This window comes from Rhodococcus wratislaviensis (assembly GCF_041228765.1).
Classification (GTDB): domain Bacteria; phylum Actinomycetota; class Actinomycetes; order Mycobacteriales; family Mycobacteriaceae; genus Rhodococcus_F; species Rhodococcus_F wratislaviensis.
The window spans coordinates 5080473-5106960 of sequence record NZ_CP150488.1; the positions used below are offsets into that span (position 1 = coordinate 5080473).

The 26488-nt window shown below is 67.0% G+C and carries 28 protein-coding genes; 18 read left to right on the top strand and 10 right to left on the bottom strand.

The features are described from left to right. Positions 1-19: 19 nt before the first annotated feature. Entirely contained in the window at positions 20-1033 is a 1014-nt protein-coding gene (locus tag WKC72_RS23435; RefSeq protein WP_370179549.1) for a hypothetical protein, read from the bottom strand. Between the two features lie 156 nt (positions 1034-1189). Between WKC72_RS23435 and WKC72_RS23440 the strand changes: the two genes are divergently transcribed. From WKC72_RS23440 to WKC72_RS23480, 9 genes are all read left to right on the top strand, one after another. Next, entirely contained in the window at positions 1190-2101 is a 912-nt protein-coding gene (locus WKC72_RS23440) for an ABC transporter ATP-binding protein (protein WP_370179551.1), read from the top strand. A 1-nt stretch (position 2102) separates the two neighbouring features. After that, positions 2103-2891, top strand: a complete 789-nt coding sequence (locus WKC72_RS23445; protein ID WP_370179553.1) for an ABC transporter permease subunit — start codon at positions 2103-2105, stop codon at positions 2889-2891. A gap of 2 nt (positions 2892-2893) precedes the next feature. Next, on the top strand, positions 2894-3832 hold the full coding sequence (locus WKC72_RS23450) for a universal stress protein (RefSeq protein WP_370179555.1): 939 nt from the start codon (positions 2894-2896) through the stop codon (positions 3830-3832). Next, positions 3819-5117, top strand: a complete 1299-nt coding sequence (locus tag WKC72_RS23455) for an MgtC/SapB family protein (RefSeq protein WP_370179557.1) — start codon at positions 3819-3821, stop codon at positions 5115-5117. The genes WKC72_RS23450 and WKC72_RS23455 overlap by 14 nt, the downstream gene beginning before the upstream one ends. 160 nt (positions 5118-5277) lie before the next feature. Further along, on the top strand, positions 5278-6294 hold the full coding sequence (locus WKC72_RS23460) for a nitroreductase family protein (RefSeq protein ID WP_370179559.1): 1017 nt from the start codon (positions 5278-5280) through the stop codon (positions 6292-6294). 110 nt (positions 6295-6404) lie between these two features. Further along, entirely contained in the window at positions 6405-7259 is an 855-nt protein-coding gene (locus WKC72_RS23465) for a universal stress protein (protein ID WP_370179562.1), read from the top strand. Between the two features lie 131 nt (positions 7260-7390). Then, complete coding sequence (locus WKC72_RS23470; RefSeq protein WP_370179564.1) at positions 7391-7924, top strand: hypothetical protein; 534 nt, start codon at positions 7391-7393, stop codon at positions 7922-7924. A 61-nt stretch (positions 7925-7985) separates the two neighbouring features. After that, entirely contained in the window at positions 7986-9413 is a 1428-nt protein-coding gene (locus WKC72_RS23475) for a wax ester/triacylglycerol synthase family O-acyltransferase (RefSeq protein ID WP_370179566.1), read from the top strand. Further along, entirely contained in the window at positions 9410-10735 is a 1326-nt protein-coding gene (locus tag WKC72_RS23480) for a wax ester/triacylglycerol synthase domain-containing protein (protein WP_370179568.1), read from the top strand. Before WKC72_RS23475 ends, WKC72_RS23480 begins: the two co-directional genes overlap by 4 nt. Before the next feature lie 16 nt (positions 10736-10751). Here the strand turns inward: WKC72_RS23480 and WKC72_RS23485 are convergent, their stop codons facing one another. Together WKC72_RS23485 and WKC72_RS23490 are read right to left on the bottom strand one after the other, a co-directional pair. After that, a complete protein-coding gene (locus WKC72_RS23485) occupies positions 10752-11345 on the bottom strand; it encodes a hypothetical protein (RefSeq protein ID WP_054245524.1) in 594 nt (197 codons plus the stop codon). A gap of 37 nt (positions 11346-11382) precedes the next feature. Beyond that, the gene (locus WKC72_RS23490) at positions 11383-12264 is read right to left on the bottom strand and encodes a universal stress protein (RefSeq protein ID WP_370179571.1); all 882 of its coding nucleotides are present in this window, start codon (positions 12262-12264) and stop codon (positions 11383-11385) included. A 253-nt stretch (positions 12265-12517) separates the two neighbouring features. Between WKC72_RS23490 and WKC72_RS23495 the strand changes: the two genes are divergently transcribed. Beyond that, complete coding sequence (locus WKC72_RS23495; RefSeq protein ID WP_370179573.1) at positions 12518-12700, top strand: hypothetical protein; 183 nt, start codon at positions 12518-12520, stop codon at positions 12698-12700. 47 nt (positions 12701-12747) lie between these two features. On the opposite strand, the gene WKC72_RS23500 is transcribed toward WKC72_RS23495, so the two are convergent. Then, on the bottom strand, positions 12748-13731 hold the full coding sequence (locus WKC72_RS23500; RefSeq protein ID WP_370179575.1) for a magnesium transporter: 984 nt from the start codon (positions 13729-13731) through the stop codon (positions 12748-12750). Positions 13732-14749: 1018 nt separating this feature from the next. Here WKC72_RS23500 and nrdH point away from each other — a divergent pair. Continuing rightward, a complete protein-coding gene (gene nrdH, locus WKC72_RS23505) occupies positions 14750-14977 on the top strand; it encodes a glutaredoxin-like protein NrdH (RefSeq protein ID WP_370179577.1) in 228 nt (75 codons plus the stop codon). Between the two features lie 27 nt (positions 14978-15004). Here nrdH and WKC72_RS23510 read toward each other — a convergent pair whose 3' ends face one another. Further along, positions 15005-15550 carry an Lrp/AsnC family transcriptional regulator gene (locus WKC72_RS23510; protein ID WP_112298147.1) on the bottom strand — a complete coding sequence of 182 codons (546 nt, stop codon included), beginning with the start codon at positions 15548-15550 and terminating at the stop codon, positions 15005-15007. 158 nt (positions 15551-15708) lie between these two features. On the opposite strand from WKC72_RS23510, the gene WKC72_RS23515 reads away from it, so the two are divergent. Then, positions 15709-17100, top strand: a complete 1392-nt coding sequence (locus WKC72_RS23515; RefSeq protein WP_370179580.1) for an NAD(P)/FAD-dependent oxidoreductase — start codon at positions 15709-15711, stop codon at positions 17098-17100. A gap of 106 nt (positions 17101-17206) precedes the next feature. Further along, a complete protein-coding gene (locus WKC72_RS23520) occupies positions 17207-17938 on the top strand; it encodes a hypothetical protein (protein WP_370184470.1) in 732 nt (243 codons plus the stop codon). On the opposite strand, the gene WKC72_RS23525 is transcribed toward WKC72_RS23520, so the two are convergent. The 3 genes from WKC72_RS23525 to WKC72_RS23535 all read right to left on the bottom strand — a co-directional run bounded on the left by WKC72_RS23525 (position 17833) and on the right by WKC72_RS23535 (position 20220). Continuing rightward, the gene (locus tag WKC72_RS23525) at positions 17833-18558 is read right to left on the bottom strand and encodes a DUF899 family protein (protein WP_370184473.1); all 726 of its coding nucleotides are present in this window, start codon (positions 18556-18558) and stop codon (positions 17833-17835) included. The genes WKC72_RS23520 and WKC72_RS23525 overlap by 106 nt on opposite strands. A 112-nt stretch (positions 18559-18670) precedes the next feature. Further along, complete coding sequence (locus WKC72_RS23530) at positions 18671-19888, bottom strand: RNA polymerase sigma factor (protein ID WP_370179582.1); 1218 nt, start codon at positions 19886-19888, stop codon at positions 18671-18673. After that, positions 19885-20220: a YciI family protein gene (locus WKC72_RS23535; protein ID WP_128638618.1), complete on the bottom strand. Its 336-nt coding sequence runs from the start codon at positions 20218-20220 to the stop codon at positions 19885-19887. The genes WKC72_RS23530 and WKC72_RS23535 overlap by 4 nt, the downstream gene beginning before the upstream one ends. Before the next feature lie 157 nt (positions 20221-20377). Between WKC72_RS23535 and WKC72_RS23540 the strand changes: the two genes are divergently transcribed. The 5 genes from WKC72_RS23540 to WKC72_RS23560 all read left to right on the top strand — a co-directional run bounded on the left by WKC72_RS23540 (position 20378) and on the right by WKC72_RS23560 (position 24819). After that, positions 20378-21298 (top strand): metal ABC transporter substrate-binding protein, encoded by a 921-nt coding sequence (locus tag WKC72_RS23540; RefSeq protein WP_370184476.1) that lies wholly within the window; start codon positions 20378-20380, stop codon positions 21296-21298. Next, complete coding sequence (locus WKC72_RS23545; protein WP_112298144.1) at positions 21295-22032, top strand: metal ABC transporter ATP-binding protein; 738 nt, start codon at positions 21295-21297, stop codon at positions 22030-22032. The genes WKC72_RS23540 and WKC72_RS23545 overlap by 4 nt, the downstream gene beginning before the upstream one ends. 6 nt (positions 22033-22038) lie before the next feature. After that, positions 22039-22965: a metal ABC transporter permease gene (locus WKC72_RS23550; protein WP_370179585.1), complete on the top strand. Its 927-nt coding sequence runs from the start codon at positions 22039-22041 to the stop codon at positions 22963-22965. A gap of 86 nt (positions 22966-23051) precedes the next feature. Next, complete coding sequence (locus tag WKC72_RS23555; RefSeq protein WP_370179587.1) at positions 23052-24251, top strand: Fic family protein; 1200 nt, start codon at positions 23052-23054, stop codon at positions 24249-24251. A gap of 91 nt (positions 24252-24342) precedes the next feature. Next, positions 24343-24819 (top strand): hypothetical protein, encoded by a 477-nt coding sequence (locus WKC72_RS23560; RefSeq protein ID WP_370179589.1) that lies wholly within the window; start codon positions 24343-24345, stop codon positions 24817-24819. Positions 24820-24832: 13 nt separating this feature from the next. Here the strand turns inward: WKC72_RS23560 and WKC72_RS23565 are convergent, their stop codons facing one another. Together WKC72_RS23565 and WKC72_RS23570 are read right to left on the bottom strand one after the other, a co-directional pair. Beyond that, on the bottom strand, positions 24833-26044 hold the full coding sequence (locus tag WKC72_RS23565) for an RNA polymerase sigma factor (protein ID WP_370179591.1): 1212 nt from the start codon (positions 26042-26044) through the stop codon (positions 24833-24835). Position 26045: 1 nt separating this feature from the next. After that, positions 26046-26405, bottom strand: coding sequence for a YciI family protein (locus WKC72_RS23570; RefSeq protein WP_370179593.1), 360 nt, complete (start codon positions 26403-26405; stop codon positions 26046-26048). Positions 26406-26488 lie beyond the last annotated feature (83 nt).

The following is a 26488-nucleotide window of genomic DNA, read 5'->3' on the forward strand; positions in this document are numbered from 1 at the left end:
GCAGGTGTCGCCGGAATCGTCAACGAGCGGAGTGACGGCGGCCGATCGAGAACACTGACTCGACGGGGCGTCGCGGAGTCTGCCGTGGCGGAGACTTCTTCTCAGTTGTGCCCACCCGAATCAGGGCCTGCGGGAAGCCGCGGTCGGGGAGTAGTCCGCGGATCATCTCCCGGCTCTGACGGAGTTCGGTCGTGTGCGTCAAGGGACACGTCGCGAGACCGCCGACGGTAGCCTCCAGCAGCACCGCGGACAGGGCCTCACCGGCCCGGAGCCACGCACCGCGGCCGTCGGTCTCGGTGCTCAACACGAGAACGGTCGAGCGATCGATCGCCGTTCCCGCGTCGTTGTCGCGGCCGGCCGGGAAGCGGCGTCCGATGTCGACGCGGTCACGGTTCTCCGCAGTTGCGAGGGAATTCGCCGGAATTCCACCCTGGGGAATGGAATGACCAGCCCACCAGTGGAGTTCGGCCTGGTAGGCGGAGTCGTATTTCCGTGCGGCCGCGGTCAGCTCCGTCGCCTTCGCGAGTGTCGGACGAGCGTCCTGCCCCAGCACCGTCAGGTGGACGTCCATGCCCCGCGCCAGATCGGTCAACGCGACGGGCAGCGGGGTTTTCAGACTGACCGGGCCGAAGGGCCGACGGTCGGAATATCGATGCCGGATCGCCGCAAGCAAATCGAAGTCGTGCGACTGAGGCCGGGCGTCGTGGCGGAACCGAATCGTCGCCAGGTGCCCCGAGTGCGGACCCTCCGGGACGCGCCGAATGTCGACGGACCATTTGAGCCCGGTCAACGCCGTCTCGAGATGATTCAGCGCCGCACCACAACTGACGACCAGTTGCCGGCCCGACGGGTCCGTGGAAGCCAAGAGCCGGCCGCGTTCGGTGTAGAGGTCGAGCTGCCCGTCGGCGTACGTCCACTGCCACGGCTGACTGTTGTGTACCGACGGTGCCCGGCAGGCGAGGTCCACGGCAATGCGGACGACGTTCTCGTCGGGAATGGTGGTGTCCACGATCGCCTCCTCGGTGAATCGCACTCCAGGCCGCCCCAGTCTGGACAGTCGGTGCGTCCACCTCAGTCTTCGCCTTCCGGGTGGCCTGAGGTTAGGGCCGATGGTCACTGCCGGACACCCGCAGACGATTCGGGTCGGAAGACCCTACTTACGGCAACTACCCGCTGTAAGCCTGAGAGGATGTCCAGCGACATCGCCATTCGCACGGTCGGCCTCACCAAGCGGTTCGGCTCCGTGCTCGCCCTGGACGCGGTGGACCTGAATATTGTCGAGGGTGAGGTCTTCGGTTATCTCGGACCCAATGGCGCCGGAAAGTCGACCACGCTGCGTCTGCTCGTGGGTTTGCTTCGTCCGACTGCCGGATCGGCCCAGCTGTTCGGCCTCGACGCATGGTCGGCGGCGCCCGCAGTTCATCGTCTGATCGGCTATGTCCCCGGTGAATTGGCACTGTACGACCGCATGACCGGCCGCCAGCACATCACGTACTTCGGACACCTGCGTGGCAAGCCGGGCGACAAAGCGGCGACAGTTTTCGCCGATCGGCTCGATCTCGACCTCGACCGAACCGTCCGGACGATGTCGAAAGGAAACCGCCAGAAGCTCGCGTTGGTCCTCGCGCTCATGTCCGGCCCGCAGTTGCTCATTCTCGACGAACCTACCGGCGGCCTCGATCCGCTCGTGCAGCACGAGTTCCATGCGATCGTTCGCGAGCACACCGCATCCGGCGGAACGGTGTTGCTGTCGTCTCACGTACTCAGCGAAGTTCAGCAAGTAGCCGACCGCGTCGGTGTACTGCGGGAGGGTCGCCTCATCGCCGTCGAGAGTCTTCACGAACTACGCCAGAAGTCGCTGCACCATGTCACCGCCGAATGTGCGACGCCGATCCGGGAATCGGACTTCCGCGAAGTGGCCGGCCTCCGCGACCTCACCGTCGCGGGCACGTCGCTCACGTGCAGTGCACCGCAGTCAGCGCTGGACGCCCTGATTCGTCGGATCTCGCAATTCCGCATCGTCGACTTCGAGTGCGCCGAGGCCGACCTCGAGGAGACATTCATGGCGTTCTACGAGATTCGAGACCGAAATGCTGCGTAGCGTGCTCACCAAGACGTTGTACGATCAGCGCCGCGCGTTCCCTGCATGGGTCGTCGGGCTCGCGCTGTTGGTGGCGATGTACGTGGCGATCTGGCCCAGTGTTCGCGACCAGCCGTCGATGAATCAGTTCCTCGACGAAATGCCCGAGGCGTTTCGTGCCCTGTTCGCGATGTCCGGGGCCGACATGTCTACCCCGGTCGGATACATCGAGATCGAACTGCTGTCGTTCATGGGTCCATTGCTGCTTCCGATCTATGCCGTCGGAACGGGCGCGGCGGCGGTCGCCGGAGAGGAGGAGCGGGGAACGCTCGATCAGTTGCTCGTCACGCCCCTGAGCCGCGGGCGAATCCTGACGGAGAAATTCGGTGCCCTCGCCGTGGGCACCGTGGCACTGACGGCGGTCATGGGACTCGCCCTGCTCGGGGAGGGGATACTCGCCGACATGGATCTGCCGGTGGGAAACGTCGCGGCGGCAATGACTCACCTGGCGCTTCTGGCGCTGGTCTTCGGCGCACTCGCATTCGCGATCGGCGCCGTCACCGGCCGCCCCGCACTGAGTCGTTCGGTTCCTGCCGTGGCCGCGATACTGGCATATGTGCTCAACGGGCTCGGGCCTGTAGTGGCGTGGTTGGCACCGTGGCAACGATATTCACCGTTCTATCAGTACGCCGGCCATGATCCGTTGCGCCATGGGTTCTCGTTCGCGGCGGCATCCGTCTCCTCGCTCACAATTGCAGTGTTGCTCGGAGTCGCGCTCGTGGGGTTCGCCCAGCGCGATGTGGTGAGATAACCGTGACCGACGCGAGGACACCTTCTCTCGCCCCGGTCGTCGCCGGAGTCGACGGCTCGACGGCCGCGCGCGCCGCGGCGCGCTGGGCCGCCGCCGTCGCCGAGAAGCAGGGAACAACGTTGCACCTGGTTCACGTGCTGACCCCACCCCCCGTCTTCTACACAGAACCCAGGCCCCTGCCGTCGGAAGACGAGGACCGCATCGCAGCGGAAACGTTCCTGGCCGGTGCGTTGCGCGGCATCAGGGCCGACCGGCGTGCCCTCGCCGTGGAGTGTTCCCTGCCTACCGGGTCGACGGCGGCCGACATCCTGTTGCCGTTGGCGGACTCAGCGTCGATGGTGGTGATCGGGTCGACGGCACGAGGCCCGGTGGAGGGGTATCTGAATGCGACGGCGCTGCGACTCGCCCATCACTCACCGTGCCCGGTCGTGGTGTGGCGGGGAGCCGAAGAGCACGCGATTCCCGACCGACGCGCGGTCGTCGTCGGTGTGGACGGCAGCCGATGCAGTGTCGCCGCCGTGGCCGACGCCTTCCAATTCGCCGGGCGATTCGACGCGCCGCTGATCGCGGTGCATTCGTGGAGGTCGGATTTTCCACACGATACCGAGAACGACGCGGTCGGGATCGGGGCACGCCGACGGGAAGGGGCAGTTCTGGCGGAAAGTCTCGCCGGCTGGGTCGAGCGATATCCCGACGTGGTCGTGCGAGAGATTGTCGAGTCCGGTGGTGCAGGTGAGGTATTGCTCCGCTGGTGTGAGGACGCGCAACTTCTCGTCGTCGGAAGCCATGGGCACGGCGCGCTCGGCCGTGCGATCCTCGGGTCGACGAGCCAGGACATGCTTCACCGGGCCCGCTGTCCGGTCATGATCAGCAAAGTGCACCGGGACACCGGTTCGGTTCATGATCGCGCCACGGAGTTCGGCGACCGTGGACATCGCTGAGTTCCACGCCTACGGCTACGCCGCCGCCCTGCTGATCGGGCTCGGGCTGGGAATCGAGCGGGAACACGCGGCCCGCACCCCACCCGACGGTGCGGACCCGGGGTCTTGGGAGTTGCCCGGCGCACGTACCTTTCCGCTCATAGCCCTCGCCGGCGCCATCGCAGCGCACCTCGGCACCGCCGTGGTCACGGCGGCTTTCGTGGGGATCGCCGCCCTCGTCGTGGGCTGGTACTGGGTACGCACCCATATCCCGCCGCGACCGGACGTCGGGACCACCACCGCGTTCGCCGCCCTGGTGGCCTTCCTGCTCGGTGCCCTCGCCTGGCACTATCCGTCACTCGCCGTTGCGCTCGGCGTGATCGTGCTCGTCCTCCTCTCCGTCAAATACCCCATGCACGAATTCGCGGAGCACATGATCGACGAACGCGACATCACGGACTTCTGCGTACTGCTCGCGATCGGCTTCCTCGTCCTCCCCCTACTACCAGACCGTGACGTCGGACCCTACGGCGCGTTGAACCCTGCGACGATCGGGCGACTGGTGCTCATGCTGAGCCTGATCGGCTGGGTGGGCTATGTAGCCACCCGGATCCTCGGCCCACGCTGGGGACTGCTGATCGTCGGCTTCGGCGGCGGGTTCGTCTCCGGCGCTGCGACCACCGCCGTCATGGCACGGACAGCGCGCAGAGAACGGGATTCGCCGGATGCTTTACCTGCGGCACTGATCGTGAATCTGTCCACCATCCTGCTCGTCGTCGGTATCACCTGGGTCGTCAACTCCGAGGTGTCGGCACAGCTGGCACTGATACTCGGCGGAGCTGCCGCACTCGTCGTCGCGGAGACCGCCGTTCTCGTGCTCCGGAGCTCGCACGACCGATCGTCGGGCAGCCGCGCCCAGGGGACACAGCCGGCCACGGGTTTGCTCGACCGCCCGATCTCGGTTCCGGCAACACTCTCACTGGCAGGAATTTTGCTCGTCCTCCTCGTCATGACAAAGGGCGCCGCGGACAGCTTCGGAGGTGGCGGTGTGGTCGCTGCATCGGCTGTCGGCGGATTGGCCGATGCCCATTCCTCGTCGCTCGCCGCGGCGTCCGCGGCGGGTGCCGAGATCACCGTCGACACCGCGACCGTGGCGGCGGTTGTCGCCGTCGGAACGAACCTGCTCACCAAACTGGTCCTCGCCGCCGTTATCGGTTCGTTCCGGTTCGCCGTAACGCTGGCGGCGTGGCTGGCCCCACCGGTCGCTGTGACAGCCGCGACCGTGTGGGTCGTGCTCATACAGTGATCAACCGCAGATGCACTGGTCGGACCGTGCCGTCTCCGCGGGACGGTGTCGATGACCTACGGCCCTAGAGCCACCGAGTCGCGAGCACAACACTCGAAGCCAGGACAAGCAGGAGACACACGATGACCGGCGGAGCACCCACCACACACACGGACACACTGTGAACACGCGAGAGCTGCCCGTGGTACCCGACCGACGTACAGTCGAATCAGCTGTGGCGCTGGCGTGCCGCGCGCCGTCGCTGCACAACAGCCAACCGTGGCGTTGGGTGATGGGCACTACCTTGCGGTTGTACAGCGATCCCGACCGGCTGCTGCCCGCCACCGATGGCTTTGGCCGTCAGATGGTGATCTCCTGTGGTGCGGCCTTGAATCACCTCGACTACGCATTCGCGGCGAATCGCTGGCGTCCTCTAATCGAGCGGCTGCCGCGTTCTTCCGACCGGCAACTCCTGTCGACGATCGGCTTCGTCCCGGCTCCGACACCGACAGATTTCGTCGCCCGAATGGCGGCGGCGATCGAACGAAGGCGAACCGAACGTCTGCCACTGGACGCACCGTCCGCGTGGACGGAGACACTCGAGCAGCTGGTGCGAATCATTGCAGGAACAGGCGTCGAACTCGAAGACCTCGGCGAGCGAAGCCGTCCCGCACTCGAGGACGCATCACGCCGGATGACCGGTCTACGGCACGACGACCCCACCTACCAAGCCGAACTGCGGTGGTGGTCGGGGCGCGGACTGTTCCCCGACGGAGTGCCGGAGCAGGCGCGTCCGTCCGACTCGCAGCAGCACTCGGTGCACCTCTCACGTGAGTTTCCACCCGGCCGCGCGAGCACACCCGACGGCAGCCCGTCGGAAGACCGCGCCGCGATCCTCCTGCTCTCCACATCCACGGATTCGAGACTTGATTGGCTACGGAGCGGCGAAGCACTCTCCGCCGTTCTGCTCGCCTGCACGGACCGCGGACTCGCCACCTGCCCCGTCACCCATCTGACCGAACGCGCCGCGACACGGACAATGCTGCGGGAGCTGTCTTCCGGGGACGGGATGCCGCAGGTTCTGATCAGGGTGGGAGCGGGCACCGGGGTGGGGGAACCGTCGCCCACACCCAGACGCCCGTTATCGGAAGTCCTGGTTCGAGAACGGCCGGCGCAGGGAAACCTGTCCAGTGAGTAGGGGAGGGCTGCCACCCCTGACAATACGACGAGCGTCAACCCAACGATGCGACGCAGATCGATGACACGAATGCGGTTCGGGCAGCGAGCGGAATCGATGAGGAGGTCACCATGGTCGATCCGGGGGTCGTTGTGGGAGTGGACGGATCCCGGTCGTCGCTGGATGCGGTGCGGTGGGCCGCACGTGAGGCTACAGTGCGCGCGGCGCCGCTACTGTTGTTGTCCTGCATCACGTACCGCGGTGCACAAGATGGGCCGCGACTCGCTGAAATCCTCCACGCCCGAGCCGAGCGGGACCTTGCCGAAGCACTCGAGACCGCCCGAGCCGGATCCGCAGACGCAGACATCGACATTCGGGCCGAAGTGTCCCATCAGAACGCCCCGGGATCACTCGTCGACCGATCCGCCGGCGCAATAATGGTCGTACTCGGCAGACGCGGACTCGGCGAGTTCACCGACGGGCTGATCGGCTCCGTGACCTCGGCCGTGGCGCGTCATGCGCAGTGCCCGGTAGCAGTGATCGACGGCTGGTCGAGAGTCGCGGACGGCACGGGACCCGTCGTCGTCGGCGTCGACGGATCTCCGAGCAGTGCACGGGCCGTCGGGCTGGCGTTCGAGGAGTGTTCCCTCCACAACACGGAACTGATCGCACTGCACGCGTGGTCCGACCAGGACCTGTCGAAACTCCCCGTCGGTGAAGAGCAGACCATGGAGCGGTCAGTGCTCGAAGCCGGCGTCGCCGAATGGTGTGAACGATTCCCCGACGTCCCGGTGCGACAAACCCTCGTTCGGGACCGACCCGTTCGCCACCTCCTCGAAATGGCCGACGAAGCCCAGATGATCGTCATCGGCAGCCGCGGACGGGGCGGCTTCTCCGGGATGACGCTCGGCTCGACCAGCGCAGCCTTGGTGCACATAACCCCATGTCCCCTCCTGATCGCCGGACCGATCCGACCAGAGCGATGACCTTGGGCCCTACATCGGCACCTGTTCCGGCGCGACACTCGAAGGAGCAATCGCAGGAGGTCGCCATGATCGGGGAACAGACACTGGTAGCGCGGATGTGTCGATTGGGGCCGTGGAGCGGGAACCGACTGATGCGGGGAAGCTATCGCCTCGAATCCTCGGTCTTCCTCGTCGTCGTCGCCCTGGTGCTGATCTTGGTTCCCCTCGCCGCAGCCTTCGGAACTGCCACTCACACACGCCTCGACGACCAATCCCGCGTCGACCGCGAAAACCGGCATCGGATCGCGGCAGTGCTCCTCGAGGACGCAACTGTGAACCTGGCGGATACCACCCCGGCAACGGGTGCCACCGGGCAGGCACCGGCCCGGTGGGCAGTGGATGGGACCACACGCACCGGTCAGGTACTGACCGCGCCGGAAGCGAAGGCGGGGCAAACGATCAGCATGTGGATCGACCCTGCCGGCAAGATCGTCGATGCGCCGAAGACAGGCACCGAGAACGCATTCGAGGCCGTGGGCGCCGCACTCGCATTGTGGACAACGGGTGCGACGATCTGTCTCACGATGTTGATCGGAATTCGCTGGGCAGGAACGAGATACCGGATGTCACAGTGGGACCGCGAGTGGAGGAACCTCGGAAAGGCCCCCGGGTGGCCGGTCAGCTGACGCCCATTGATGTCGAACACAGGAAGACGACGACGATTTCCGAATGGTGAGGCCAGAGCCAGTGGACGACAACTTGAGCTTCCTGGACGCGGGTTTTCTCGAGACGGAGGACTCCGACCCACACGCGAGCCTGACGATCGGTGCTCTCGCCATCATGGAGGGCCCCGTTCCCGGGCAAGACGAATTTCGTGACACAGTCGCCGCACGTTTCGCGAAGCTCCCGCACGCCCGAGACAGGGTTCACACGGTCCCACTCGACTTCAGCGCACCCTCCTGGTCGCCGGATCCGCACTTCGACCTCGGCCACCATCTGCGGAGGGTCGCCGTCCCGGAACCAGGGGAGGAGGAGTCCCTGTTCGGTTTCGTCGCCCGGGTCATGGCGCACCGACTCGACCGTGACCGCCCCTTGTGGGAATGCTGGGTCGTCGAAGGCCTCACCGACGACCGCTGGGCCATACTGACCAAGATTCATCACTGCATGGCGGACGGGATCACCGGAACCAGACTGTTCGAGGCCATGTGCGACGAAGTCGTGGCCGAAACGTCGAGGACCACAGAGGCCGATACCGACGCCGAGCCGGTACCGACCGCAGGCACACGCCTCGCGATCATCGAAGGCCTGATCCGCTCGACGATCGAGTTCCTGTCCCCGATGCGGCAACTGAGACTCGTCTCGGCGGCACTGGCAGTTCCGCGCAGGTTGACAGCCGCCGGTATCGGCGTCGCAACCGGCCTCACCCACCTGCTGTCCGAGATGCTGACCTCGTCTACGGACACTTCGCTGATCGGACCGATCGGGCGCCAGCGCCGCTACTGCGCCGCACGAGTCAGGATGCATGACGTTCGCGAAATCTGCACCACGTACCGGGTCACCGTGAACGACGTCGCGCTCGCCGCGATCACCACCGGACTGCGGCAGCTGCTCCTGAAACGGGGCGAGCACCCCGACCCGCACACGGTCCGCACACTCGTTCCCGTGTCCGTCCGCTCCGCAACCGAGGAACATGCGATCCACAATCAGGTCTCGCTCATGCTTCCCTTCCTGCCGGTCGACATCGACGATCCGGTCGCGCAGTTGGTCGCCGTCCACGACCGGCTCACGACGCACAAGGCGAGCAAGGAAGCAGAAGGCGGCAAGGCGTTCACCGCGGTCGCCCAGTACGGGCCGTTCATGCCGATGGCCTGGGCCGTTCGGCTCGCCACCCGGTTCCCTCAGCACAGTGTCGTCGCCGTCGCAACCAACGTCCCCGGACCGAAGGCCACACGACACGTGATGGGCCGCACGATCCTGGAGATCTTTCCGTACGTGCCGATCGCGCTGCGGCTGCGGATCGGGATCGCGATCCTCAGCTACAGCGACCATCTCGCCTTCGGTCTCACCGGGGACTACGACACCACACCGGACCTCACCGACCTGTCCGACTCGATAGAACGTGGTGTCCTGACTCTCCTCGCCTCGTCGCGCGCGGCTGACGCAGCGTCCGAATGATGGCCGACGACCGTCGCGAGCAACTCGGCTCGGGCGACTTGATCACGCTCGTCTCGGACGTCGGACCGGTACCGATGAACGTCGGCGCGATACTTTTCGTTGCCGGTGAAGGTGAGGTGGACGCGGCGACCGTCGAGGCCACGTTCACCCGACGGCTCACCAGCATTCGGCGCCTGCAGCAGCGCCTGGCCACGCCACGGTGGGGTCCGGGACGGCCGTACTGGGTCGACGACTCCGATGTCGACGTCCACGCCCATGTGTCCCGAGTGCGGTGCCCGAGCCCGGGGGACCGTGACGCTGCGCTGGCCATCGCGGTGGACGCGGTGACCCGGCCGCTGCCCCGGTCGCGACCGTTGTGGCGGGCGGTCGTCGTCACCGGTCTCATCGACGATCACACCGGTCTGGTGCTGGTGCTGCATCACGTCGTGGCCGACGGGATCGGTGGCCTCGCCGTGCTCGCGCGCCTGGTCGACGGCGCGGACGCGACTGGACCGGCCGCCGATAACGAGAACCCGCCGTCGGCGGCCCCGCCTCGGGGCCGGTTCGTCGACGGCGTTTGCGAACGGTGCCGCACGCTGCGCCGAGTTCCGCGCAGGATTGCTCGGATACGAGGCGGCTGGGCCGAACTCGGTCGTGGTCGCGGCGGGTGGGCTCCGCGGTGTTCCCTGAACGCTGCCACCGGCCCCCGTCGCAGGTTAGTGGCCGTCGACGTCGGTCTCGACGGTGTCCGGGCAGCGGGGCGGAGGTCGGGGGCCACCGTCAACGATGTTCTGTTGGTCGCCGTCACTGGGGCATTGGCCGAACTCCTACGTGAGCGGATGGAGTTTCCGCAGGAGCTGGTGGTGTCGGTGCCCGTCTCGGCCCGGAGTTCGGCAACGAGTGGGCACCTGGGGAACCAGGTCGGTGTGATGCCGGTACGTGTACCGCTGGTAGGAAGTTTTCAGGACCGGCTGACCACGGTTTCGGGCGTCACCCGCGTTCAGAAGATGCGAACCCGAGGTACGTCCTCCGCAGTGATCGGACCACTTTTCCGGATCCTGGCCGCGCTGCGGTTGTTTCGGTGGTTCGTCGACCGTCAGCGACTCGTCAACTCGTTCCTGACGAACCTCCCGGGTCCCCCTGGGCAAGTCGTCATCGCCGGGGCACCGATCACAGGCATCACCCCGATCACCGTCACCGCGGGGAACGTCGGCGTCGCGTTCGCGGCACTATCCTATGCGGGCACGCTGACAGTAACGATCATCGTCGACCCCGACGTCGTACCCGAGGTCCGCGAGCTCGCCGCAGCTCTGCACGAACAATTCCGGGCCGCCATCGAGTGACGAGCTGGGCCGCGACTCAGAGAGACTCGGCCTCGTCCCGGATCAGGCGCAGTACCGGCCCGCCCATCGCCTTGACGAACGGGCCCACCACCGTCCAATACCCGTGGAAGCTTCGCCGTGCCTTGTCGTCCGTGCCGTGTACGCGCACCTCGGTGACCAGGACAGACGTGTGGGCGTCGTACGTGAGAACTGTGAAACCCCAAGCGCCGATGCCATATCCGGGAAGGGCGAACCGGCCGAAGTCTGCTGGCGACCACTCGACGCGGCCGTAGCCCTTCTCCCACCAGCGACCGATGAACCCGAGCACCATCGCGTGTCCCGGCTCCTCCGCGAGGAGCTGGAACCCGCCGTCGGGTTCCAGCAGCTGGTCGAACCTGAATTCGGACCGACTCCCCTGAAGATGGGCGCCCCGACGTCCGCGGACGGTGTCGATCGCAATTCGGGCCCGGTTCGGGAGCGCGACCGCCGGCGACCGGAAGAAGTCGACGCGGCGGATGGCGGCGAAGGTCGTCGGCGCAGACGCACGGACGACCTGCGTGCGCAGAATGCGTTGCTCATACCTCGGCAGCTGTGACTCGATCAGGCTCGATCCGAGGCTGGGGTCGTGCACGATACATCTCCTCCTGGGCGCCATCCCCGCGGTACGGCTAGCGGACAATGAGGAGTGGGCAGACGACCGAATGCATCAACGCCCTGCTGGTCGACCCCAGCAGCATGCTGGAAAACCCTCCTCGCCCCCGGCTCCCCACCACGAGAAGCTGCGCGTTCTCGGCCTGCTCACGCAGGTGCCGGGTGGGGCGATCCCTGACCACGAGGGTGCGCACCTTCACATCCGGATAGTTCTCCGCCCGACCGGCGAGATTCTCGGACAACAGGGCCGTTTCGTTGGCCGCATCCCGCAGCCACTCCGCCTCGCTGCCTCCGTCCGGGGAGAACTGCAGAACGATGTCGGACCATGCATGAACGGCGACGAGTTCCGATTGCCGCAGACCTGCTTCCTCGAAGGCCATCGAGATGGCCGGTTCACTGTGCTGTGATCCGTCGACACCGACGACAACCGGTCCGGGGATGTCGTTGATATTGCGATCAGGTTCACCGCGGATCACCGCGACCGGGCATGAGGCGTGGGTCGCCACCGCCGAACTGACCGATCCCAGGACGGCGCGATCTACGATTCCCTGTCTGTTCGCACCCACAACGAGCATCGTGGCATCCGCCGAACGTTCCAGAAGTTCACCGGTCGGCGTCCCGGAGCAGACGGTGGTCTCGATCTCGATGTGGTGATCGGGCACTGCGGCACGGGCGGTTTGCGCCGCGCGCTCCAACCTGTCCTTACCGTCGCGCTCCTCGTCCTGAAAGAAGCTGGCAGGCACACCGATCGGGACGCCGTACCTTCCGGGAACGAACATCGTCGTGACCAGTGACAGGGGCGAGCTGCGGAGCGCGGCCTCCCTCGCCGCCCATGCAACAGCCTGCAGCGACGATGGGGAGCCGTCGATCCCTACAACGATCGGGCGGTGGCCGGACATGATGCACTCCTACGGGTTTCTGGCGCCGAGTTTCTGCCTCGATCTTCATCGTTGCGGCCCGCGGGTGATACCCGTAGGGGAGAAGGTCACCAGGCTGAGACCCTGGACCCGATTCCCTACGGCAAAGCCGCAGCGCCGCGGGTGACCAATGACTCTGTCACCGCAGACCGGCGGTGACGACACTGAGACGAGGCGCCCGATCGTGTTTCTCGATCCGGTGTCACGCACTTCGGCCTGGGGAAGGTATGTGACCATGAGCGACGGCAACACCGGCGCCGCGGGCGGCGGAGCGATCTACGCGCTGGGCATCTTCGGAGCCTGGGTGTGGTTCTGGCAGCAGGCGGACGCATTCTGGGAGTATGTGCTCGCGATCGTCCAAGGGTTGTTCTGGCCGGCCTGGATGGTCTACGACGTGTTCAAGGCCCTTGCTGGGTAGGCGTTTTCGGTGTCCCGCCGCCCCGCTGCAGGTTCGGGCAGAGAGATTCAACTGACGAGCGCCGTGACGGCCGCGAAATAGATCATGATCGACAGCAGGTCCTGTACGACAGTCGCAAGTGGACCGGAGCCGAATGCCGGGTCCTTGCCGAGCCGCTGGAGGAGCCACGGCAACACCATGGCGACGATGGTGGCGATCGCACTCGCGGCGAGAACCGCTGCGGCCACCGCGACCGCGAGCATCGTGTCGCCGGTCATCAGGCTGACGACCGGGAGCATCACGGCTCCGAGGAGCGCACCCACCGACAGACCGGTGAGCGCTTCGCGCCGCACGATACGTCGAATTCCCACTCCGACGGACAAGCCACGGATCGCCAGGGTTTCGGTCTGCGTCCCCACCGCGTCCGCGAGATAGACGATTCCGGGTATGAAATAGGCGACGGCCACGTTCGCTTCGAGAGTGACTTCGAACGCCGCCATGAACACGGCCGAGACCATGGCACCCAGCAATCCGACGAGGAGCCAGGGAACACGGTGCCACAGCCTGCGCCGCACGCTCTCCACGCTCGTCTCGCGGGTGGTCTCGACCGAATGGAGGAAGCCACCCAGGCGTGAGAGATCCTCCTCATGCTCCTGGAGCAGCACCGCGAGAAGTTGTTGTGGCGCTATCAGACCACGGAACCGACCGTCGTCATCGACCACGGCCAGCCCCGGCTCTCCGTGCTGAACCGCCTGCCACGCGGCCCGTTCCTGGTGGGTATCGGGTCGGACCGCGGGCGGATTCGGATCCATGACGTCGCGTAGCGCCGCACAGGCGGGGGCACCGAACATACGTTCGATCGGTGTGACACCCACGAGCCGGCCGGCGACCAGTACGGCGACGACCGAAGCGCAGTCGTATCGCTTGGTGGCCATATCGCTCAGTACGGCCGTCACCGAGTCGCCCGGGGCGGCGGTCGGAACCCGCATGCAGGCGTGCCAGAGCGCAGTCCTGGGTTCGGGCTCATCGTCGAAGGCCAGCAATTCGGACACCAGCACACCTTCCGAACGTGTTGTGAATGCCCTTCGATCCTGGCACGGCATGGGGGTGCGCGTTATCCGACACCGGTCACATTTCACATGAACCAAGCCGCCGTCATTACGTCACAGTGACGAAATAAGGAGGGTGGGCGGGAGGAGGGGACACCGAAACCGAACATTCATTCGGAAGAGTCGACCACTCGGCGACACCGCAGAATTGGCCTTAGCGGTCCGGGGCCGCACATCCGGCGGCGTGAATATTATTCAGCACGCCGACGAAACGTTCGCACCGCGACGGTTCGACGCCGACGCACCGAATCGGATATGCAGGCAATGGCGATGGACGGGCCGAGTAACCAGATCACCGCAGACTGCGGCTGTGGGTATAGAGGCAGGCCAAATCCGGGCCTCTGACCTGCGGCGATAAAACGCCACTTTTTGCCGATAATCGACATTATGTCAACTAGTGGTGTGCAGGGCGTGCCCCCGCTGCACCACCTGCCCCCTCCGCGCCCGACGACCCCGACCGGGCCGGCTGGGTCAGCGCGCCGAGCGCTAGGCGGGTCCGGACGCCGGGCACCTTTTCCGTGGACGCACCCGTTCTCGGCTCCTCTGGAACGCGTGCGGAATCGAGAACGTGCGCGTCTGCCCCTTTGCCCCTGACGCTCGAATTGGGTACGAAGTCATGGATGCGTCCCGGCGTCCTGGTCGCGGCAGCCCGGAACGACCCAGCGCCCGCTCGCCGAGGTTGACGTTCGGACCGTTTCCCGACGCTTCTCCCCCGTGCCGACCGCCGAAATCGAGTCGACAATCCTTGAGTATCAACGGTACTCACCATTTACGGCAGCGTCGACGGCGCCAGTGACGGAGTCTTCCCTACACCGTCACTGGCGCCGAATGGCCACCATAACAGATAATCGAATGTATGTTCGATGAGATTGGGAGGCCGACCGCCGGCGCGCGAACCCCGGCGGGAGCGCATATGATTCCGGTCCCCCGCCGGCACATCACACACGGAGCGGAGCGCACCATGACCATCACGATCTACAGCAGACCGGCCTGCATGCAATGCACCGCCACCTACCGCGCCCTGGACAACGAGGGGCTCGACTACACGATCGTCGACATCACCCAGGACCCTGGTGCCCATGACTACGTGAGGGCTCTCGGCTACCTGCAGGCCCCGGTCGTCGTAGCCGGTGACGACCACTGGGCGGGTTTCCGACCCGACCGTATCAAGGCGCTCACTGCAGCCTGACAGGCGCCGGCCACGGCGTGGAGGCCCTCAGCGGCCCGAAGATTGCTCGGTCCGGGGCGCTCGGTGTCGCGGGCGCACGTGCTCGAAGATCAGGATGGTCTCCGTCGAGGCGACCGCGGGATGCGCGCTGAGGTGGTCGAGGACGAAGCGCCTCAGCTCCTCGCTGCTCGCGGTGGCGACGTGAATGAGGTAGTCGTCGGCGCCGGCGATGAAGTACACGTTCAGCACCTCGTCGAGGGTGGCGAGTTGCTCGGCCAGCTGCCCGAGATGCTGTCGTGCATTGGCTTGCACTCGAACCGCGATCATTGCCTGCAGGTCCCTGCCGAGGGTGGCGGGATCGATGTCGGCATGGAAGCCGCGGATCACTCCGCGATCGATCAGGGAACGTACGCGGCCCAGGCAGGTCGAGGGGGCGATGCCCGCGAGGGCGGCGAGGGCGTTGTTCGGGGTACGCGCGTCCCGCGAGAGTTGGTCGAGGAGGATCCGGTCGATGTCATCGATCGGCGCCCCCGCCCGAACATCATTCGATCCAGACCCTTCGGTGTACGGCGCGCCTGAAGCATTCTTCTTCACCGGCTCAGTCTAGAGAATTTTCTTTTCTTTCCTTGGCTTCCTTGCGCCGCTTGTTCACTATTGATGCCTGTCAGTCGAATTGCTGGTCGTGACCGCCGGACATCCATCTCCCCCGACACCGAGATCGTCGCCCCTGGGCGTGATCGGAAAGGCTCACCATGAGCAACCCCCAGTCCCCGCCCGCGCGTCACCGCGTCGTCGTCATCGGATCCGGCTTCGGTGGGCTGTTCGCGACCAAGGCCCTCCGACGCGCGGACGTGGACGTCACGGTGATCGACCGCACCACCCATCACCTGTTCCAACCCCTCCTGTATCAGGTTGCCACCGGCATCCTCTCCGAAGGCGAGATCGCCCCGTCGACGCGGATGATCCTCAAGGACCAAGCCAACGCCGCCGTCCGGCTCGGCGACGTCACCACCATCGACCTGACCGAACGTACGGTGACGTCCGAACACCTCGGGCAGACCACCGTCACCGGGTACGACAGCCTCATCGTCTCCGCCGGGGCTCAGCAGTCCTACTTCGGCAACGACCATTTCGCCGAACACGCACCCGGCATGAAGACGATCGACGATGCCCTCGAACTCCGCGGCCGGATACTCGGCGCGTTCGAGCAGGCAGAGGTCACCACCGACGCGCGGGAGCGGGCACGCCTACTTACGTTCGTCGTGGTCGGTGCCGGCCCCACCGGCGTCGAGATGGCCGGCCAGATCGCCGAACTCGCGCACCGCACGCTCGTCGGGGCGTACTCCAACGTCGATCCCCGGGATGCACGGATCATCCTGCTCGACGCCGCCTCGGCGGTACTGCCACCGTTCGGAGACAACCTCGGTTCCGAGGCGGCGGAAACCCTCGAAAAGCTGGGCGTCGAGGTGCGGCTGGGTGCGTCGGTGACCGACGTCGACGCCGACGGACTGACCGTTCGTGATGCCGATGGCACCGAGCACCGCATCGAGTCCGTCTGCAAGGTCTGGTCCGCGGGAGTGGCAGCGAGTCCCCTCGGTCGCCAGCTCGCCGAACAGTCCGGTGCCGACATCGACCGCGCCGGCCGCGTCACCGTCGACGACGACCTCACCCTGCCGGGCAATCCGAATGTGTTCGTTGTCGGCGACATGATGTCGCGCGACCGTCTCCCCGGCGTCGCCCAGGTCGCGATCCAAGGGGGCCGCTACGCCGCGAAACAGATCGCCGCCGACGTCACCGCTGCAGCCAAGGGACGCCCGGCTCCGGAACGGACCGCTTTCCGGTACCGCGACAAGGGCTCGATGGCAACCATTTGCCGATTCAACGCGGTCGCCAAGATCGGCGGCCTCGAGCTGACCGGGTTCCTCGCGTGGATCATGTGGCTGGCCGTGCACGTCGTCTATGTCGTCGGCTTCCGCAGCCGCCTCGCCACGCTGATGTCGTGGGCCTGGACCTTCCTCGGTACCTGGCGCGGTCAACTGACGAACACCCACCAGCAGATCACCGCCCGTAACGCGATCGCGCAACTGCACTACCTCGAACGCCGCATCGAGGACACGGAAGCCGACGTCGCGCGGGCGAGCTGACGCAACACGGTCTGCTCGTGGAGCGACCGCTCCGACCGCGATTGCGGCCGGAGGACCTCTTTGGAAGCCTCGAAGAATGGGCGTCGACGGACCCGACCTGCCAAGCATGGTGCTGGCGAACGCCTGCGAGCTGTATCGAGACTCAGGCTTCATCGGGCAGCCGGCGGCCGCTGCCACCAGCCTGGCCTTCGTGATCGCCGGCCTCGCGGTCGTCGCACGTCGTCCGCACGGCGCGCCGACCGTGACCTACGGCCTGCTCGTCGTCGCGGTCGGCGCCGGGTCGCTCGTTGCGCACGGACCCAACCCGTCATGGCAGGCCTACGCACACGACCTTCCGATCGCGACCTTGCTCGCCTACATCGCCGTCGACGCCGCTTCCGACCGGTCCGGCCGTCGGCTGTCGCCGGGCTGGTGGCTGGTCGTCCCGGTCGTGATGATTCCCGCTGTGGCGGCGGGCCCGACGACGTCCACGATCGCGCAGGCAATACTCGCCGCGGTCGCCGTGGGACTCGGTCTGGAACGTGCACGTGTCCGCCCGCAGTTGCGGCGCACGACCATCGTCGCGGCACTGCTTCTCGCGTCCGGCGCCCTGCTCGGCACCATCGGCGACCGGACGTCGATCTGCCGGCCGAGCAGTGTCCTGCAGGGCCACGCGCTGTGGCACGTTCTCGCCGCAGCTGGGTTGTGGCGGCTCGCGTCCACGCTTTCGGCGCCGGGGTGCCCCTCCGGGAATCACCCGAGGAGGTCGTCGGGGCGTCCGGCGGCCAGGCGGGACCACTGCGCGGTGGGCCGTCCGTCGGTGCGCATGATGTCTCGCGTGCGGCGCTCCCAACGCTGAGGCCAACCGCGGGGCGAGTCCTCCCACGTCTCCTGACGGCCGTACGCGGTCATGTCGAGTAATCCGTACGTCGGAGCCATCGGTTCCAGGCCACGGCCACTGGTCCAGAATGTCTCGAACACCCTGTCCTCCTGTCGCAGATAGCAGACCAGCGGTGCCGGGGATCGTGGGCGATCGCCGAGTAGAGCATCCGCCGCATCCTGTGCGGAGTACCAGGGCACGTCCCAGCCCATGAAGTCGCGGTAGCGAAGGCTCACGTCGTACGGGCCCTGGCACAGGGTGGCGTACGTGACGTCGCGGGAGTGCAGGTACGACAGTTCGCGCACCTGGCCGTTGAAGAACGTGCAGCCCTCACATTGTTCGGCCGCGGAGTGGCCGGTGTGCCACATGTGGAAGTACGCGATCAATTGGCTGCGGCCCTCGAACACGTCGAGCAGCGAGACCGGCCCGTGCGGGCCGACGACGGTGATGGTGGGGTCTACCCCAACCATCGGCAGTCGTCGGCGGGCGGCAGCGATCGCGTCGCCTTCGTGGGTGTGCGCCTTCTCCCGGACCCGTAGTGCATCCAGGTCGGCCTGGTATGTCGCGCGGTCGACGACGGACGGTGCCGGAGGTGTCATTTCGGTATCGGTAGTCACGAGACTCTCCTTTTCATCGAGGTGGGCTTTCAACCAACCGACGAAGGACACCGTCCGGGATCGACAGCGACCGCGATACAGTCTCGCGATTTCCTCAGAGCTCACGCAGCCGGCCGGTCAGGTAGCGGCGCTCGGCCTCGGTCGGCGCCAGCCGCAGGGCTTGCTCGTACGCCGCCTTCGCCTCGGCGCCACGGCCGTCCCGGCGGAGCAGATCGGCCCGGGTCGCGGGCAGCAGGTGGTAGCGGTCGAGCCGGCCGGATGCCGCGATCTCGTCGACCAGCGCAAGTCCGGCCGGAATACCGTCGGCCATCGCGACCGCTACGGCGCGGTTGAGATCGACGACCGGGGACGGCGCAAGCCGCGTCAACTCGGTGTACAGGGCCGCAATCTGCGGCCAGTCCGTGCTCGCCGCGTCGGGCGCGGTGACATGGCATGCGGCGATCGCAGCCTGCACCTGGTAGCCACCGGTGCGCCCCAGAGCCAGCGCCTGGTCGAGCGTTGCCACTCCCTCGGCGATCAGCGCCTGGTCCCACCGGGATCGATCCTGGTCCTCCAGGGTGACGAACGCTCCGTCGTCGGTGCGCGTCGCGCGCCGGGATTCGTGCAGCAGCATCAGCGCGAGTAGGCCGCGTGGCTCGGGTTCCTGGGGCATCAGCCGGACCAGGAGCCGAGCCAGGCGGATGGCCTCGGCCGTCAGCGCCTGGCGGTCCTCCTCGTCGTAGCCCTGGTTGAAGATCAGGTAGAGCACTGCCAGGACGGCGGCCAGTCGCGGCGAGAGCAGCTCGACGGGCGGGACCCGGTACGGGATACCGGCCTCATGGATCTTGCGTTTGGCGCGGACCAGGCGCTGTGCCATCGTGGACTCGGCGGTCAGGAAGGCCCGGGCGATCTCCGCGGTGCTCAGACCGGCCAACGTACGCAGGGTGAGCGCAACCCGGGCCGGGAACGGCAGCGCAGGATGGCAGCAGGTGAAGATCAGCCGCAGCCGCTCGTCGGGGATCTCCTCGTGCGGTAGCTCGTCCGGGTCGCGGGCCAGCACGGCGAGCTGGCGCACCTTGCCCGCACCCGCAGCATCGCGGCGCAGCCGGTCGATCGCACGGTTGCGAGCGGTCGTGGTGAGCCAGGCACCGGGGCGGCGCGGAACACCATCGCGCGGCCAGCGCGTCAGCGCGTTGGCGAACGCGTCCTGCGCGCAGTCCTCGGCCAGATCCCAATCCCCCGTCATCCCGATCAGGGTCGCAACGACCTGCCCCCACTCGTCCCGGAACGCCGTGTCGACCGCCGCACGGACTCGGTCGTCGGACGCCGTCATTCCCAGACAGGGCGGACCTCGACGCCGCCCCACCGCGCGTAGGGATGGCCGGCCGCGATCTCGATCGCCTCATCCAGGTTCGCGCACTCGACCATCACGAATCCGCCGACGAAGTCCTTGGTCTCGGCGAACGGCCCATCCGAGACCAGAGTCTCACCGTCACGGACCCGGACCGTCGTGGCATCCACCACCGGCCGCAACCGCTGTCCGGCGAGCAGACCGCCACGCCGTTGCACATCCTCCCACCACGCCTGATGTACCGGATCGGCCGCAAGCTCCTCGTTCGTCGGCGATACCGACTCGTCGTCGCAGATCAGCAGCACGTACTTCATACATGCGATTCTGCCCGAGTGCGTGGGGGTGTAGACGGAGTCCATCCGGATCGGTGGATCACAGTACGGGTCGTTGCGCGGAGCGCCACCGCACTTGTGGTTTCGGTAAGCCGAACATTATGATTCGACCGTGAAAACAACGGGCTTCAAGGTGGGTATGCGGCGACGGCCGGCGACGGCCGCTGCAGCACTGACGGCGCTTGCCACGGCGCTGATGCTGTCCGGGTGCGGCGCGGGCGACGGGCCGGCGGACGACAAACCGGTGGTGTTGACGACGTTCACCGTTCTCGCCGATATCGCCGCGAACGTGGGAGGTGAGCACGTGACGGTCGAGTCGATCACCAAGGCGGGCGCGGAAATTCACGGGTACGAGCCCACCCCGGGCGATATCAAGAAGGCAGCCCAGGCCGACCTGATCCTCGACAACGGGATGAACCTGGAGGCGTGGTTCGCCCAGTTCGTCGACGGCGTGGACGTCGAGCACGTGGTCGTCAGCGACGGCGTCGAACCGATCGCCATCGGCGAGGACGCGTACGCGGGCAAACCGAATCCGCACGCCTGGATGTCACCGCTGAACGTGCAGATCTACGTCGACAACATGGTCGCCGCGTTCAGTGAACTCGATTCCGCGCACGCGGCCGACTATCGCATCAACGGCGACGCGTACAAGGCGCAGCTGCAGAAGGTGCAGGACGAGCTTGTCGCCGAGCTCGGTGCACTGCCGGTCAACGAACGGGCGCTGGTCACGTGCGAGGGCGCGTTCTCGTATCTGGCCCGGGATGCCGGTCTGACCGAGAAGTACATCTGGCCGGTCAATGCCGAACAGCAGGCCACGCCCCAGCAGATCGCCTCGACGATCGAGTTCGTCGAGGACAACCGGATTCCGGCAGTGTTCTGCGAATCCACGGTGTCGGATGCGCCGATGCAACGCGTCGTCGAAGCCACCGGCGCCGCGTTCGGTGGCACCCTCTACGTCGACTCCCTGTCCGAGGCGGACGGACCCGTGCCGACGTACCTGGATCTGATCCGGCACGACGCCGACATCCTCACCTCCGCACTGAACGGGCAGCAATCATGACCACCCAGCCGGCCGTCGAGGTGCGGGACGTCACCGTCCACTACGGCGATGTCCTTGCGCTCGACCAGGTTTCGCTCGCCCTGCAGCCCGGACGTGTCTGTGGCCTCGTCGGCATGAACGGTTCCGGAAAGTCCACCCTGTTCAAGTCGATCATGGGCACGGTCAAACCCGACTCCGGCACGGTCCGCATCAACGGCACGGCACCGGCCGCGGCGCGCAAGACCGGCGTGCTGGGATACGTTCCGCAGAGCGAGGACGTGGACTGGACGTTCCCGCTCTCGGTGCGTGACGTGGTGATGACCGGCCGCTACGGGCACATGGGGCTGACCCGGCGGCCCGGCAGAGCTGACCGCGAGGCCGTCGACCACGCCCTCGAACGCGTCGAACTCACCGAACTGGCGGACCGGCAGATCGGACAACTGTCCGGCGGCCAGAAGAAACGCACCTTCGTCGCCCGCGGAATCGCGCAGGGCGCCACCATCCTCCTCCTCGACGAACCGTTCGCCGGGGTCGACAAACGCTCCGAAGCCACCATCACCGCACTGCTGCGTGAACTCGCCGCCGCGGGTGCGGCGATCCTGGTCTCCACCCACGACCTGCACGCGCTGCCCACGCTGGCCGACGAGGCGATCCTGCTGATGCGCACCGTCCTCATGCACGGCGACCCGACGGTCGTGCTGCAACCGGAGAACCTGGCGGCCGCCTTCGGCCTCGACGTGATGACAAGGACCTGAGAATCAATGGACGTCATCGACTTCTTCGTCGACCCGCTGCGCTACGACTTCATGGTCCGCGCGCTGATCACCACCCTGATCGCCGCCGTGGTGTGCGCGGTGCTGTCGTGCTGGCTGGTTCTGATCGGCTGGTCACTGATGGGTGATGCGGTCTCGCACGCCGTCCTGCCCGGCGTCGTCCTGGCCTACATCGTCGGCGCCCCGTTCGCGATCGGCGCGGTGATCTTCGGATTCCTGGCCGTGGCACTGATCGGGGTGGTCCGCGACACCAGCCGCGTCAAGGAGGACGCCGCGATCGGCATCGTGTTCTCCACCCTGTTCGCGCTCGGGCTGGTGCTGGTCTCGGTCACCCCGAGCCAGACCGACCTCAACCACATCATCTTCGGCAACCTGCTGGGTGTGAGCCGGTCCGACCTCGTCCAGATCGCCATACTCGGGGCCGTCGTCTTCGTCGTCCTGATCGTCAAGCGCCGCGACTTCACCCTGTACGCCTTCGACCCCACCCACGCCCACGCGATCGGACTGAATCCGCGCCTGCTCGGGGCGGCGCTCCTGGGGCTTTTGGCTCTGACGGCGGTGGTGGCCCTGCAGGCCGTCGGCGTCATCCTGGTCGTCGCGATGCTGATCATTCCCGGGGCCACCGCGTACCTGCTGACCGACAGCTTCCACCGGATGCTGGTCATCGCCCCGGCGGTCTCGGCGGCGTGCGCCGTCATCGGCCTGTACCTGAGCTATCACCTCGACACCGCGAGCGGGGGCATGGTGGTGCTGTCCCAGGGCGCTGCATTCGCACTGGTCTATCTGTTCGCACCCCAGCACGGAGTCATCGGTCGCCGAATCACCGCCTCCCGGCGACGCCGGATTCCACGTGACGACCGTGGGAACACCGAGAATCACGCCGAACGCGATTGGGCGCCGGAACCGAAGTCGTAGAACTGGCGCTCGATCGCGTGTGCACACCACGACTACCGGCGGTCCATACCATTGGATAACTTATTAACCAATGGTATGTTCGCTGGGTGGCATCGGTTGATGGCGGACTGTCGTGGCCTCCTGTCGCCTACGAGCAGCATCCCTGGATCGGCACGGCCGGCGACTACGGCTCTCGGCGCGAGCGGCGCCTCACTGCCGGCCCCTACCGCGCGGCAGTACCGGCGTTCATCGCAGACCAGTCCATCTCCCTGAGCAGCGAGTTGCAGTCACTGACGGAGGAAGCGGCGACCGAACTCACCCGTTTCGACGTCGAGGTCGGCCACATCACCGCCCCGTTCGCATCCATCCTGCTCCGCACCGAGAGTGCGTCGAGCTCGGAGATCGAGAACCTCAGCAGCGGGGCACGGCAGATCGCGCTGGCCGAACTCGGCGAGCACGCCTCCCGCAACGCCCGCCTGATCGTCGGGAACGTCCGCGCGATGCACGCCGCGTTGGAGTTGTCCGCCTCCATCGACGCCGACGCGATCCTGCAGATGCATCGCGCGCTGCTCGAACACGGCGATCCGAACATCGCCGGTCGATGGCGGCAGCAGCAGGTCTGGATCGGCGGCGGAAGCCTCGGACCCCACACCGCGCAATTCGTCCCCCCACACCATGACCGGGTTCCCGCACTGATCGACGACTTGATCGCCTTCGCCAACCGCGTCGATGTGCCCGTCATCGCGCAGATAGCGGTCGCGCACGCGCAGTTCGAAACCATCCACCCGTTCCCGGACGGCAACGGGCGCGTCGGACGCGCCCTGATCCAGGCGATGCTGCGTGGCGGACAGCTCACCCGCAGCGTTGCCGTTCCGGTGTCCGCGGGCCTCCTGCACGACACCGCAGAGTATTTCGACGCGCTCGGCGAGTACCGGTCCGGGAACGTCGAGCCGATCGTCCGGTCGATCGCGGAGGCGTCGTTCGGCGCGGTCGCCAACGGCCGCACCCTCGTTCACGACCTGGAAGCGGTTCGAGCCGACTGGCGCACCCGTGTGACGGCGCGGCGCGGCGCGGCAGTACACCGGCTGGTGGACTTGCTCCTTCGACAACCGGTCGTCGACAACAAGCTCGTCACATCCACTCTCGGGGTGACCGGCGCCAACGCGCAGATCGCGATCGACCGCCTGGTCGATGCCGGGATACTCACCCAGATCACCGACGGGCGACGGAACCGGATCTGGCAGGCCAAGGACGTGGTCCGGGTGCTGGACGAGTTCGCCGCCCGCGCCAAACGCCGCCGACACTGAATGCTCCGGTCCCCGCCGTTTATCTGCCCGCGCGGCGGGTATCAATACCGTGACGTCCGGAGTGAGACCGCCGAGAACGAAGGTTCCGCTGATGACACTCGTGCCCCGGGCCGCGGTCACGCTGATCGCCGCAGGCCCCCTCGCCCTGCTCCTGGTCGCACCCGCCGCCGCGGACCCACCCGACGTGACACTGACCGCCGCCGTGGCCGGGAGCGTCGTCACGACGACGATCACGAACAACACCGGTGCGGACATCGTGTGCGGACTCGGCGGACTGCACGCGGCCGACGACATCGTGAACCCCGAGTCGGTGGCGGTGTTCCACGAATCGAATGTGGTGATCGGGCCGGGACCGCGGGACTTCGTGTTCGACGCGGTGCCCGACGGCGACTATCTGATCCACTGGATCTGCAGTGAGAACGCGGGACCCGGTGACGAGGTGTGGGGTTCGGCGCCGCTCCCGGAGACTGCGTACGCGAAGCCCGCGACGGCGGAGCCCCTCCCCGTCACCGTGCGCACGGAAACGTGTTTCGGGTCGGTGTGCCTGCCGCCGGGGCTGGGTCTCTGACCGGCAGCCCGCGTCACCGGAGCGAATCGCGCTGCGCCCGAAGAAATTCCCGCTCGGCCGCGTTGCCGGTGCGGTCCCGTGCCGCGTCGTACGCGTGCGCCGCCTCGCCGGGACGTCCGAGGCGGCGGAGCAGATCGGCCCGCACCGCGTGGAACAGGTGGTACTTGTCGAGGTCGAGTCGGTCGACGAGTGCCAGCCCCTCCTCCGGTCCCCTGATCTCGGCGACGGCGACCGCCCGGTTCAACGCCACCACCGGACTCGGCGCCACCGACATCAACTGGTCGTACAGCTGCAGTATCTGCCACCAGTCGGTGTCGGCGGCCGTGTCCGCGTCGCTGTGGACGGCGTTGATCGCGGCCTGAATCTGATACTGCCCGGGCGTGTTCCGTCGCAGGCACTCCCGCACCAGCATGTGCCCCTCGGCAACGAGGTCCCGATCCCACCGCGTGCGGTCCTGATCGGGCAGGAGCACGAGCCGTCCGTCGCCGTCGGTGCGGGCACCTCGCCGCGACTCGATCAGCACCATCAACGCGAGCAGCCCGGTGACCTCCGGTTCGTCGGGCATGAGCGCGGCCAGGACCCGGCCGAGGCGAATGGCCCCGGCGCACAGGTCCGCCCGCGTCAGCCGATCCCCCGAACTGGCCGTATATCCCTCGTTGAAGATCAGATAGACCACGGCCAGGACGGCGCGGAGGCGGTCCGGCAGATCCGCCTCGTTCGGTACCCGGTACGGGATCCGGACGTCCCGGATCTTCCCCTTGGCCCGGACGAGGCGCTGCGCCATGGTCGGCTCGGGCACCAGGAATGCGCGCGCGATCTCCGCGGTGCCGAGCCCGCCCAGGAGGCGGAGGGTCAGCGCGACCTGGGCGGTCGGTGCCAGCGCCGGGTGGCAGCACGTGAAGATCAGGCGTAACCGGTCGTCGTGCACGACGCCCTCCTCCAGCGGTTCGTCGGGGGCGAGCACCAGGGCGGCCTGCGCGTGCCGGTCGTGGCGGGAGGCCTCGCGCCGGAGCCGATCGATCGTGCGGCGCCGGGCGGTGGTGATGATCCACCCGGCCGGGCTCGGCGGCAGCCCGGCCGAGGGCCACCGCCGCACCGCCTCGGTGAACGCGTCCTGGACGGCGTCCTCGGCGATGTCGATGTCGCCGAACACGCCGACCAGGACGGACACCGCGCGACCGTGTTCTTCACGGAACACGTGTTCGATGTCGGCGGACGCGATCACGTCAGTCGCCGGCTCCGCCGTGGTGGGCGAACGGCCGGACCTCGATCGGGAGGGTCGTCGCCCGGGTGAGCTTGCGACCCCAGCCCAGGGCGGCGTCCAGATCGGGCGCCTCGACGATGGTGAATCCACCGAGATGTTCCTTGCCTTCGGTGTACGGGCCGTCGGTGACCAGCACGTCACCGCCCTGGACCCGCAGCACGGTCGCCGTGGTGGGGGCGCACAGTCCCCCGCTGAACACCCACGCGCCTGCCGACACCATCTCCTGGTTGAGGGTGTCGAGATCGTCGCCGATCTTCGCGAGGACGTCGGGTTCGGGAGCGGGGCCGTCGGGCTGGTACACGCTCAACAGGTACTGGGTCATCTCGGGTTCCTCCTCGGATCGGACAGCCGGCGCCTTCGGATGTGGCGGGCGCTCACCTCCTATACGAACGTCACCCTTCCGAA